Source organism: Pseudoalteromonas sp. MMG007, assembly GCF_018100985.1.
Classification (GTDB): Bacteria; Pseudomonadota; Gammaproteobacteria; order Enterobacterales; family Alteromonadaceae; genus Pseudoalteromonas.
Genome location: NZ_JAGJEI010000003.1, coordinates 246,698 through 258,834, shown reverse-complemented (window position 1 = coordinate 258,834; position 12,137 = coordinate 246,698). Strand labels below are relative to the sequence as shown.

Here is a 12,137-nt window from a genome sequence, read left to right as displayed (position 1 = left end):
AAGGCTTGGCGTATGTTTTTTCTTGTTGTTTGCGCACGGGTAAGAAAAATACTTTTTCATCTTGGTAAGTTTATTGCAGTTACCATGCCATTGTTGACCGTTTGGTCAGCTATGTTTCTAGGCTAGCTTATTTAACCAACAAGCACAAAAAAAGGTTTAAATAATGGACAATAAATACCGCCTTACTATGCAGGGAATGACAAAGCACTACCTCGGATGTATAGCCAACGACGGCGTAACAATAAAAATAAAACACGGTGAGGTGCATGCCCTGCTAGGTGAAAACGGCGCAGGTAAAAGCACTTTAATGAAAATGCTTTACGGTGTGGTTAAACCTGACCAAGGGGACATGTTTTTTAATGGCCGAGTAATGAACATAAAAGAACCGGCCGATGCCCGCGAATTAGGCATAGGTATGGTGTTTCAACATTTCTCATTATTTGAAACCTTAACCGTTTCGCAAAATATCGCATTAGCACTGGGCGATTTAGCAGGGCACAGTAGTTCGCTTGCTAGCAGAATTAGAAAAACATCTAAGCGCTACGGTATGCCGCTTGACCCACATAGGCTGGTGTCAACGCTTTCAACGGGCGAGCGACAGCGGGTAGAAATAATAAGGTGCTTATTATTAGATATTCAGTTACTTATTTTAGACGAACCCACCTCAGTACTCACCCCTCAAGAAGTTGATGCCTTATTTACAACATTAAAATCACTCAAAAAAGAAGGCTGCTCGGTACTCTTTATTAGCCATAAGTTGCATGAAGTTATTGAGCTCTGCGACAGCGCGACTATTTTACGCGGGGGCAAAGTGAGTGGGCATTGCATTCCTAAAAACGAAACCAGCGAATCTATAGCGCGCTCAATGGCAGGCGACAGCACGCTAATAAGTAACCAAGCTCGCAGAGCTTTGGGTGCTGTCGACTTGTTAACTGTTAATAAGTCGACAGCACCGCACAAAATGCACTGCTTACACGTTTTGACAGTGGGCTGATTAATAATGGCTTTTCAGTAAGCCGATAACCCAATAACAATGAGTTAGCCACTTAATTTAATAGTAGCTAACTGACAAAAACATAGAGGTTTATATGTCAAAAAATACAAGCTCATCTGACGATATTATATATGCAGTTGATGACAAACCAGGCGTAACAGAATCATTTTTTGCTGGATTACAGCATGTACTTGCAAGCTTTGTAGGAATAATTACCCCCACGCTTATTATTGGTGGGGTGCTGGGGCTTGGCAGCGAAATACCGTACTTAATAAGTATGGCGCTGTTTGTATCGGGTGTTGGTACGTTTATACAAGCGCGCAGAGTTGGGCCTGTTGGTTCTGGGCTTATATGTGTGCAAGGCACAAGCTTTGCTTTTTTAGGTACTATTTTAGCCACGGGCTTTACGGTTAAAGCCACCGGAGGCAGTAACGATGAGGTACTTGCCACCATTTTTGCTGTGTGTTTTTTAGCAGCCTTTGTAGAGATATTTATTAGCTTTTTTATAGAAAAGCTTGGCAAAGTAATTAAGCCTGTAGTGACCGGTGTGGTGATCACCACCATTGGGGTTTACCTCATTAAAGTAGGTATGACCGACATAGGCGGCGGGCAATGGTTATTAACTAACATGCCTGAAAAATTTGCTTCAGCAAGTAACTTAATTGTGGGCTTTTCGGTGGTCGCGCTAGTGGTATTACTTAACGCCAGTAAAAACCAATGGGTAAGGCTAACTGCGGTGGTTGCAGCAATGATAGTAGGTTGGGTGCTGGCCGTTATATTAGGAATAGCTAAATTTGAGGTGGGCGAATTTGATTTAATCGCCATGCCAATACCTTTTAAATATGGTTTTAGTGTAGATTTTGGCGCCATGATTGCTTTTGGCTTTTTATATTTAATTACAGCAATTGAATCGACCGGCGATATAACTGCTAACTGTGCGGTTTCTAAATTACCCGTAAAAGGTGCCAGCTATTTAGCACGTATACGCGGCGGTATTTTAGGTGACGGTGTAAATTCAATGATTGCAGCTGCGTTTAATACTTTTCCTAATACTACTTTTAGCCAAAATAACGGCGTAATTCAGTTAACCGGTGTAGCAAGTAGATACATAGGCCTGTGGATTGGTGCAATACTCATTATTTTAGGGTTATTTCCGGTTATTGGTGCTGTGCTCCAAAACATACCAAAACCTGTATTAGGCGGCGCAACGCTTGTAATGTTTGGCACAGTGGCCGCAGCAGGGGTGAAAATACTGGCCAGTGAAAAAATTAATCGCCGTAGCTTACTTATTATTGCGGTGAGTTTAGGTATGGGATTAGGTGTAAGCTTTGTACCTGAAATGTTTTTAAATGCGCCAAAACTTGTTACCGCAATATTTGGAAGTGCAGTAACAGTATCAGGGTTAACCGCAATTATTATGACCTTGGTATTACCTGAAAATTACTCAGCAAGTACAGATCATCTTAACTAAACTAATAAAAATCATAAAAGGGATTAACAATGAAAAATAAAACAATAAAAAAATTAGCATTAGTAACTGCCATTGCAATGTGCTCAGCAGGTGTATCGGCTAAAGAGCTTTGGTCTGATTTTAGTATTACTGCAATGACAGGAGCCGACTACCTAGAACCATTCTCCGGTGAAGAAGATGACAGAAGTGTTGTTACTATAGAACACGCATCGGGCCATACTTGGGGGAGCACGTTCTTCTTTATGGATAGGTTGAGCAACCCTGATGAAGTGTACGGAGAGCTAAACATAAACCCAACACTGTATAAGCCAGAAGACAATTTTGTAAAAGAGGTGTTTTTAGGGCTACAAACAGAATATGGCTCAGGCGATACCGATCAAAATAACTATTTATTAGGTGGTGGCGTATCGTTAGATGTACCTGGTTTTCAATACTTTAACGTGGCTTATTACCGCCGTTTTCAAGACGATATAGGCATAGAGCGTGAAGATAACAACCAAATAACGGTTACGTGGGGCTATAACAACGGTAACTTTAGATACGATGGCTTTTTAGATATTGTTGATAGCACCGACACTATGTTTGGTAAAAGCGAAGGGGGTTTTAATTTTACCTCACAACTTAAGTACAATATTGCCCCAATGCTTGGCCTTGACACAGGCCGCCTAGATGTAGGTATTGAATATGTATTTTGGAAAAATAAGTTTGGTGTAGATGGTCAAACAGAGCACAACCCAAATTTAATGGTTAAGTGGCACTTTTAAATTTTAAGCGTTTCAGAATATGACTACATAAGGCTGCTATTTAATGCTGCCTTTTTTGTAATCGAGATAGTCTAACTACAAATCTACATAATTCCCTTACAATTGATCATTACACTATCTATAAATATTTATATCTGCTGTGACATATTGGAGCGAAAAAAATGAAAAACTTATGGATATTATGCTTTGCCATAATGTGCGGGGTTTCGTTAGCTGGGTGTAATAACAACACAAGTGATACACAAAGCTCGGAATCCAATACGTTTAAATTAGTTAGTAACGTAATGAAAAACAACGGTACGTTACCTGTAGCCTATACCTGTGATGGCAATAGTGTTAACCCCCCTCTTAGCTGGAGTGGGGCACCAAAAGGCACAAAGTATTATGCTCTCATAATACATCACAATGCGCCCGATGGAGTACATTGGTATTGGAATGTTTATAATATTAATGCAAGCACTTCACACATAGATAGTGGCCAAAATTTAGCTGATATTAAAGCAGAACTTGGAAGCAACAGTGTTAATAATTTAAACCAGTATGCGCCACCTTGTTCAAAAGGACCCGGTGAAAAACGCTATACGTATACTGTTTATGCATTATCCGATGCGATAAATTTTGCTAAAAACACTCAAGTAGATAGAGCAACCTTACTTAAAGCTATAAAAAATATTACCCTAGACTCAGCACAAATGACGGTAACTTACGAGAGAGCAGGCAGCCCACATAAGCCTGCACGTAAAAAGCCTAAAGTGTATGAAGGTATAAAAACACCCTTAAGTTTAGTTAATTCAACAGCCCCTGTTGCTTTAACCGCTTCACAATCTAGCCGCTGTAATACAATAAAAAGCTCGGTGAATGACGCTGGGTTTAATAAAAACGCTCGCGTGATTTGTGATAATGAGTATGCCTATGTTGTGTCAAATACATATCCCGAACACCCAGTGATGACTGGTATAATAGGTACTAATGAACAGGTGCCAGTTCCTGCAAAAAATTACGCCGCACCTATTAAGTTAGCTCCCAAAAAGGCTAAAACGTTTACAACAATAGATGCAGCTGTAGGTGTAGCGGTAAATGGGGTGCCAATTTACGATTATTCATCGCAAGGTGAGCTGAACGTTAATGAGTATGATGCCAAACACGATACTTTAAAGTTAGGCCAGCTAGATAACTGTGGCGGCCATGCAGGGCGTGGGGATGATTACCACTATCATGTAGCACCGACATGTATGATCGACACAATGAAAAATAAAAGTAGCGATGCCATTATTGGCTGGGCGTACGACGGATACCCGCTTTATGGTAATAAAAACCCTGATGGCAGCACCATTACAAAAAACGAGCTCGATTTATGTAACGGGCAAAGTGATAGTAAGTTTGGTTATAGGTATCACACATCTCAAAGTGCCCCTTATATTATTCAATGCTTAGTAGGTGAAGTAGATACGCGCGTATTACCTCGAGTTGCGCCGCTTAGTGGTGATACCCAAGGTATTAGAGCTGAATTAAAACCACCTACTGGTGGGGTAACAAATTTAACGCATACCGTAGCTGAAGATGGCAGCCGTACTATGCGCTATACATATAAAAATGAGCAATATTTTACTACTTATAGCCCTTCACCGCAGGGGGATGACTGCTTTGACTTTAAGCAAAAAACTATTAGCAATAAAAATGGTATTGAAACAGGTACATTTTGCAGAGGTCAGCAACCACAAGCCAAAAAACCACGTCAAAATAATCCTGAAGCTCGTTTTAAATTAGAGGCATGGGCCGACAATTGGTTTGCTGCATATATAAACGATAAGTTGCTTATTGAAGACTCTGTACCTATTACCACTGAGCGTTCTTTTAATGCGGAGAGTATTAATTTTTCGGCGTCGTACCCTATAAATCTTAATTTTATTATTAAAGACTTTAAGCAAAATAACACAGGGCTTGAGTACATAGGCACGCGCAAACAGCAAATGGGCGATGGTGGCTTTATTATGCAGGTTACTGATACTCAAAATAATAAAGTAATAGCGGTAAGCAACAAAACCTTAAAATGTGAGGTGTTACACAAAGCCCCACTAGATAAAGCATGTGAAAACAGTCAAAGCCCAACAGCAGGAACTGCACCGTGCAACTTCATGGCTAAAGAGCCACCAAGCAACTGGTTACAAAGTAATTTTGATGATAGTGCCTGGCCTAATGCTACTGAGCATACCTATTCATCGGTAAGCCCTAAAGATGGATACGATGAAATAAGCTGGGATAAAACCGCTCAATTTATTTGGGGAGAGGACCTTGAAACCGACAATACGCTTATTTGTAGAATGACCATAAATAAGCCGCATTAATAACTTAAAGGCAACGTATGTTTGTATTAAAAAAATACTATTTAATTTTTATGTGTGTATTTCTGAGTTTCAGTACAGCTGTGAGCGCGCATGAGCTTAATGGTACAAGTGCTCATATTATTTTAAGAGATGGCCAAGTAGAAGTTAAAATAATAACCGACACAGCCCATTTAGCAGCTACATTACAAAGTGATCAAGCGTGGTTAATGGGCGACATAGAACAAGTTATGCCAGAAAATTTGGGCATAAATGATCAGCAAAACTATATTAAAAATATGCTTTTACAATCGACTCAATTGCAAATAAATAACCAAGCAATAAAGTTTGAGCGAGCATTATTCAACACATACCCAAATCAACATGATGAAATAGTTTTGCTAGCACGGCATAAGGTTTCAAAAGTAAGTGATGTGTCGTTGTCGTTTTCTAAAAGCTTAGGCGCGGTGCACGCTAACATTGTTAAACCGCAGTATAAGTTGCTTAATGCTGGTGAAGCTTTAAACGCCAGCTTTTAATGTGCTAAATAACGAGGGGTTATTTATTTAAAGCTTAATTGTAAACCCTCGTTATGCAATACTGCTAATTAGAGTGTAAGCACTATTACCGCACACGCCTACAGCCTAAAAAATAGAGTACCTGTGAAATTAATACATAAATTCTTTTTAGCATTTTTTATAACGAATATAACGCTCGTAGGCTTAATGTTTGTGTTTATTTACATGAACTTTGCTAGCGAATTTAATAACTTTGTTGAAAAAGAAGAACAACAGCACTTAGCAAATGTAAAACAGCAACTTACAAAAGTGTATAGCCAATATAATAGCTGGCAGGGTATTTCTCAAAGTGTACATTTATGGCGCTCTATTGTTGCTCCAAAATCTAAGCCTAGCAAAATTGCCCCAAAAAGTAATACTGCAAATAATCCGGTTAAGCCAATTCCTTCATTGTTATGGATAAACTTGCCTGCTGATTTACTTAAAACAGGCCAGCGTATTAGCTTATATAACGCAGATAAACATGTTGTGGTAGGCAAGCCTCAAATAGCCGACAATCCTCATATTGAACCTATAGTAATTAACAAAATTACCGTTGGCTGGCTTGGTTTAATGCCATCACGCTTAGTTGAAAACAGCCCCGCAAAAGCCTTTTTAACGGCTCAGTTTCATAACTACTTTATGATCACGCTGCTTGTCATTTTATTGGCTTTTGTAATGGCTATTTTACTCTCTCGCCATTTAACTAAGCCAATTAAACAAATAGTGCATGGCACAAATCAGCTTAATAAAGGGAACTTTTCAAACAGGATCATCCCTTTAACGCGTGATGAGCTAGGTATACTCGCAAATAATGTAAACGTGCTGGCTAATACGCTTGAGCACAACCAGCAAATGCGTTTTCAATGGATGTCGGATACGTCTCATGAGCTTAAAACACCTATTACCGTTCTGCGCTCTCATTTATTAGCGGTGCAGGATGGCGTATTTGTAGCCGACGAAAAACGAATAAACTTATTAATAGAACAAGTAGATAACTTAAATCATATTGTTGACGACCTAGCTCAACTGGTAAATAACGACACAGCTAATTTAACCTATCATTTTATTAAGCTTGATTTAACGGATACAGTTAAACTCGCTTTACAAAGTTTTAGTGCACGTTTTAAAGAGCGCTCCTTAACCTTAAACAATGAAAGCGTAATAGCTGCACCACAATATTATATAAATGCCGATAAAGATCGCTTAATGCAACTATTTACCAACCTACTAGAAAATACCTGCAGATACACCCATGCTGGTGGGCAAGTAAATATAACTATTAGCAAAAACCGTAAACGTAAAGAAGTTACATTATGTATTCAAGACTCAACACCCGGGGTTAAAACCGAAGAATTAAACAAACTTTTTGAGCGATTTTACCGAGTAGAAAAATCTCGTAATAGAGAATTTGGCGGCTCAGGGCTTGGCTTAGCGCTTTGCCAGCAAATAGTGTTGGCGCACAATGGCGATATTACGCTTGGCCATAGTGAACTTGGTGGGCTCAAAGCTAAAATTACCTTACCGCTATTTGAGTAACACAATGACTAAACAAAAAATACTAATAGTAGAAGACGAAAAAAACATAGCCGAAGTCCTTATAGCCTACAGCCAACAACAAGGTTACATCACAGAGTATTTTAATACGGGTAAAGGGGTTGTGGACTTTGTTAAAAACAATGTACCCGATTTAATTTTGCTCGATTTAATGCTTCCCTATGTTGATGGACTGACTATTTGTAAACAGATCAGAGAGTTTTCTAGCATTCCTATTATTATGGTCACTGCTAAGCATGAAGAGATAGACAGATTACAAGGGCTGGAACTTGGTGCTGATGACTACATATGTAAACCCTTTAGCCCTAAAGAGGTAATGGCCAGAATAAAAGCCGTATTAAGGCGCACAAGCCAGCCTAAAAACAATGTGATTAGTTATGGCGAATTTGAGTTATTTAAAGAGGATTATGTTGCTTTAGTTCATGGTGAAATCTTAGCGTTTACAGCCGTCGAATTTAAAATATTTTTGCTATTTATTAGCCATGTTGGTCGTGTATTTAGCCGTGAAGATATCATTAATAGCGTTTATAACCACACAGTTGAAATATCAGATCGCAATATTGATAACCACATTAAAAATATTCGTAAAAAAATTAGTGATATTAAAAGCGATTTAAACCCCATTACAGCCGTTTATGGAGTAGGGTATAAATTTAATAACTAAAAACGGCCTGACTCATAACTTATTGAATATTATTAACTATGTATGCTACTTTGAAGAGGGTTATTCAAAAGAATGTACTAAAAGTGTATACCCAAATAGACTTTACCCCCTACACCTTAGATGAGCTTTACTCCAGCGCAAAAGCAATTGACCGAGAATGCTTTTCTAAGCATGCAAAAGAAATAGACGAGCTTATTAAAACCCGAGAAGCGCAAGGTCCCATACAAAATACCGACTTAAAAATAGTGGACGAACAAGCATCCCGCGGGGATAGGCGCGTTGCTGCCATTATTGACGGCTTAATAGGAATCGCTTTTACTGTACCTTTAATTATGTATATCGGCTTTGATAGTTTAATGCAGCCAACACTTGAGTTATCTTTGTTTTTATTGGGTTATGGTGTACTTAGCGTTTTAGTGCTTCATGGTTACCTTATGTATCAACGCGGACAAACTATTGGTAAATACTGTATGTCTATTCGTATAGAAAACGTAGACGGCACAAAGGCAAGTTTTACAACTATTTACTTTAAGCGCATGTTACCCATGCAGTTGTTATCGCTCGTTTAATCTCCTCGGGTTAAATATCACGCCGCTTGTGGCGTAAAAACTTTAGCCTTAGACTAGGAGCTATTTAATCGCGGCGCGAGATTTGTAATCGAGTGGGCTCGGTAACTGCTCCTGCATGAGCCTAATGACTTACATCCATGTAAGAATAAGCAAAAACCGAGCAAAGTTTGCGCGTCGTGCTCATGCCCTTTACCAACATCTATGTAGGCAGCAAAGAGTAAATAGCCCCTAGAAAGAACCCAAAGGGGAGCGCATGTTTGGTCTTTATGCTACGTTATTGCTCATTTATGAGGAATAACCACACAGCATTGCCTAAATACCAAACATACCGCTGAAGATTTAACTTTTGAATATAAAGATCATTGCTCGTTAGGGCTAATGTTGTTTACTTTTGTTTAAGTAAGTAGGCGCCATTGGGCCTTTCGTAAGGCATATATTCTTCATCGTTCTCTATTCTTCTTTGTATTTTGCGCATGATTTGCATTTCATCGGTGCCCATATAACCATTTTTTTGGGTTGTAGACCATGTTATACCTGCACCCGCATCAGTGATTTTTCGAGTAAAACGATATGCTTGCTCTACCCCAAATACAAGGTCAGTTTTTGCTACGCTCCATCTTGATCTTATAGGGAACCATGCATGTTTTAATACGTTATTTTTTCCTTCAAAGTGATCCCAAGGTGCGCTGACCATATCAGGGATTGTATATTCTTCATACGCCCATGAGTTAGGTGGAGCGCCACGACCTAACGGTGTAATATGGCCACTGGTAAAGTCTTCAAATTCATTGGTTGCTGCGTATTTTATTATTTTATAGTTTCTCTTATCTGTATCATTGACCCCATCGCTATCTACATAGATAAAATCATCGTTGTTATTTTTAAAGTATGTTTTAGTTTTATTTACGGTAATTGCCAGGGTTGGGTCAACACTTCGAAGCATGGCAACAAAATCAGAAACCTCACCAGGTAATTTGTTGGCATTATCTAACCAATAGCCATCAACTAAACCATCAAATCGCTGAGCATAACCTAATACTAAATCTCGCCAAGCAGCGCCTTCATCACCATCCCACTTAGAGTTGTAGTAATTTTTCCACGCTTTTTTAATCGCTATTTCATTATTAGGATCGGAGCTGAGTATCATTGAAGGACCTGCGGCGTTTAAGTACAAAATGACCTTTTTACCAGCACGACGATACACATTAATAACATCGAGTATTATTTTTTCATTTTCAATTGAAGGTACCATATCTGGGTGAATTGCAGCTACGTCTACATTGTTATTATCACGCAGGGTAAAAAGGTATGCATGGGCAGGATGAGTAAAAGAGGTAATTACATGCCCCACTGACGGCAAGTTTTTAACTATTTGCTCTGCACCAGCAACCCAATTAGAAGAGTTGGCAGTTTTGTCGAGTTTATAGCCGCCATCAACCCGCTGAGTAACCCCCCAGGAGCCGGCTAACCACTGTGCATTTTGTTTAATGTATATATCATTTTTGGTGGTGTTTTTTATTGGTATGCTATTACACGCCAGTAAGCTACTTATAACTACCAAAATTAATGGCCCTTTTATTTCATTTTTTATCATTGCAGTGCATATTTTAGCGTTAAGTTGAGTGATTTTAGAGGGGTAGCTTACTATAGGCAATAAGCTTAAAGAGGTTGTAAGAAATTTTATAGAATTGCTGTTTGGAATATAAATAAAAGAGATTTTTAAACTCAATATTAAAGTGGTTTATACCGATTACGCCCGAATCACTCTAATCATCCTAAATGAGGTAAAGCTAGTTCTTCAATTGTAATAACGTTTAAATTTATATTTTTGATAGTTCAAAAATAACCCACCTTAACTAAGGTGGGTTATTTATCAATTCATATACATTTAGTTACTTTGAAGTAAATAGGCTCCACTTGGCCTTTCATAAGCTTCATAGTCTGGCTTACGCTTTTGGCTCATTCTGTCCTCTATTTCGAGCATCATCTCCATGTCTCTTGCTCTTAAATGGCCATCTTTTTCAGTGGTTGACCATGTAATACCTGCACCGGCATCAGTAATTTTGCGTGTAAAACGATAAGCCTGCTCTATATTAAACACCATATTAGTGCCCGTACTCCACGTTTTTCGTATAGGAAACCATGCATGCTTAAGTACGTCTTTTTTCCCTTCATAGTTATCCCAAGGCGCTTTTTGCATGTTGGGAATAGTATACTCTTCATATCCCCAAGAGTTAGGTGGAGCACCTTGACCCAGTGGTGTAACGTGCCCACTAGTAAAGTCTTCTAATTCATTAGTGGCAGCATATTTTATTATTTTGTAATCAGTGTCATCTAAATCATTGAAGCCGTCGCTATCAACGTAAAGAAAATCTCCATTTTCATCTGTAAAGTATTCTTTTGTTTTGTTTACAGTAATAGCAACTGTTGGGTCAACACTGCGTATCATCTCAACAAATTCGGCTTCGCTTCCAGGTAGTTTTCGTACGTTATCTAACCAGTAGCCATCTGCTAAACCATCAAAGCGTTCAATGTAGCCTAGTATTAAATCGCGCCACGCTGCGGCCTCATCACCTTTCCATTTATCAGAGTTGTAGTAATCTTCCCATGCTTGTCTTATTGCTAGCTCATTTTCAGGAAAATTACCTTCAATCATAGAAGGGCTGGCAGTATTTATATACAAGATAATTTTTTTACCGGCGCTACGGTATTTCTCAATTACATCAAAAATAATCTCTTCGTTTTGACGCGAAGGCACCATATCTGAATGTATTCTCTCAGCAACATTAACTCTTGTGTTATCGCGCAGTGTAAAAAGGTGTGCACGTGCAGGGTGAGTAAGTGATGTGATTACATGCCCTGCAGAGGGTAAATTTTTAATAATTTCGTCTGCGCCGAGACGCCAGTCAGAACTATTTACTGCATTATCAAGTATATAGCCACCATCTAGTCGGTGTGTAATACCCCAAGAGCCGGCAAGCCAGTTTGCGTTTCGGTCACTATATCGATTAGTGCTTTTTGCCTCTGCATCACTACAATCAAGTGTAATAAGCGTAATTACTGATAATAATAAAGGCCACTTTATTAACGTTTTAATCATTGTTTGTACCGTTTTTAACTTCAGGTGGCGCATACTAAAGGGTTGCTTTATTTTTAACAATAGGTAGATAGGGTTGGATTCTGAGTGCTCGACTTCGTGTTTATACTCTTACAAATAATCAAGTTACTAAATGTGTAAAA

At 38.8% G+C, this 12,137-nt stretch carries 10 protein-coding genes; 8 read left to right on the top strand and 2 right to left on the bottom strand.

What is annotated here, in order from left to right; all coding sequences use genetic code 11:
- Positions 1–163: 163 nt before the first annotated feature.
- The 8 genes from J8L71_RS06670 (at position 164) to J8L71_RS06635 (ending at position 8,897) form a co-directional block, all read left to right on the top strand.
- The gene (locus J8L71_RS06670; RefSeq protein WP_247655218.1) at positions 164–994 is read left to right on the top strand and encodes an ATP-binding cassette domain-containing protein; all 831 of its coding nucleotides are present in this window, start codon (positions 164–166) and stop codon (positions 992–994) included.
- A 94-nt stretch (positions 995–1,088) separates the two neighbouring features.
- The gene (locus J8L71_RS06665) at positions 1,089–2,465 is read left to right on the top strand and encodes a nucleobase:cation symporter-2 family protein (protein ID WP_210999859.1); all 1,377 of its coding nucleotides are present in this window, start codon (positions 1,089–1,091) and stop codon (positions 2,463–2,465) included.
- Between the two features lie 29 nt (positions 2,466–2,494).
- On the top strand, positions 2,495–3,229 hold the full coding sequence (locus J8L71_RS06660) for a DUF5020 family protein (RefSeq protein ID WP_210999858.1): 735 nt from the start codon (positions 2,495–2,497) through the stop codon (positions 3,227–3,229).
- Positions 3,230–3,390: 161 nt separating this feature from the next.
- A complete protein-coding gene (locus J8L71_RS06655) occupies positions 3,391–5,574 on the top strand; it encodes a YHYH protein (protein ID WP_210999857.1) in 2,184 nt (727 codons plus the stop codon).
- 80 nt (positions 5,575–5,654) lie between these two features.
- The gene (locus tag J8L71_RS06650) at positions 5,655–6,089 is read left to right on the top strand and encodes a hypothetical protein (protein WP_348771785.1); all 435 of its coding nucleotides are present in this window, start codon (positions 5,655–5,657) and stop codon (positions 6,087–6,089) included.
- A 186-nt stretch (positions 6,090–6,275) separates the two neighbouring features.
- A complete protein-coding gene (locus J8L71_RS06645; protein ID WP_210999855.1) occupies positions 6,276–7,646 on the top strand; it encodes an ATP-binding protein in 1,371 nt (456 codons plus the stop codon).
- A 4-nt stretch (positions 7,647–7,650) separates the two neighbouring features.
- A complete protein-coding gene (locus J8L71_RS06640) occupies positions 7,651–8,328 on the top strand; it encodes a response regulator (protein WP_210999854.1) in 678 nt (225 codons plus the stop codon).
- Between the two features lie 83 nt (positions 8,329–8,411).
- Entirely contained in the window at positions 8,412–8,897 is a 486-nt protein-coding gene (locus tag J8L71_RS06635) for an RDD family protein (protein ID WP_210999853.1), read from the top strand.
- A gap of 385 nt (positions 8,898–9,282) precedes the next feature.
- On the opposite strand, the gene J8L71_RS06630 is transcribed toward J8L71_RS06635, so the two are convergent.
- Positions 9,283–10,491, bottom strand: coding sequence for a hypothetical protein (locus tag J8L71_RS06630; RefSeq protein WP_210999852.1), 1,209 nt, complete (start codon positions 10,489–10,491; stop codon positions 9,283–9,285).
- 294 nt (positions 10,492–10,785) lie between these two features.
- Positions 10,786–11,997: a hypothetical protein gene (locus tag J8L71_RS06625; protein WP_210999851.1), complete on the bottom strand. Its 1,212-nt coding sequence runs from the start codon at positions 11,995–11,997 to the stop codon at positions 10,786–10,788.
- Positions 11,998–12,137 lie beyond the last annotated feature (140 nt).

Coding starts and splice junctions, on each gene's coding strand:
- J8L71_RS06670 (WP_247655218.1), top strand. CDS start 164: ATGGACAATAAATACCGCCTTACTATGCAGGGAATGACAAAGCACTAC.
- J8L71_RS06660 (WP_210999858.1), top strand. CDS start 2,495: ATGAAAAATAAAACAATAAAAAAATTAGCATTAGTAACTGCCATTGCA.
- J8L71_RS06625 (WP_210999851.1), bottom strand. CDS start 11,997: ATGATTAAAACGTTAATAAAGTGGCCTTTATTATTATCAGTAATTACG.
- J8L71_RS06640 (WP_210999854.1), top strand. CDS start 7,651: ATGACTAAACAAAAAATACTAATAGTAGAAGACGAAAAAAACATAGCC.
- J8L71_RS06645 (WP_210999855.1), top strand. CDS start 6,276: ATGTTTGTGTTTATTTACATGAACTTTGCTAGCGAATTTAATAACTTT.
- J8L71_RS06630 (WP_210999852.1), bottom strand. CDS start 10,491: ATGATAAAAAATGAAATAAAAGGGCCATTAATTTTGGTAGTTATAAGT.
- J8L71_RS06655 (WP_210999857.1), top strand. CDS start 3,391: ATGAAAAACTTATGGATATTATGCTTTGCCATAATGTGCGGGGTTTCG.
- J8L71_RS06665 (WP_210999859.1), top strand. CDS start 1,089: ATGTCAAAAAATACAAGCTCATCTGACGATATTATATATGCAGTTGAT.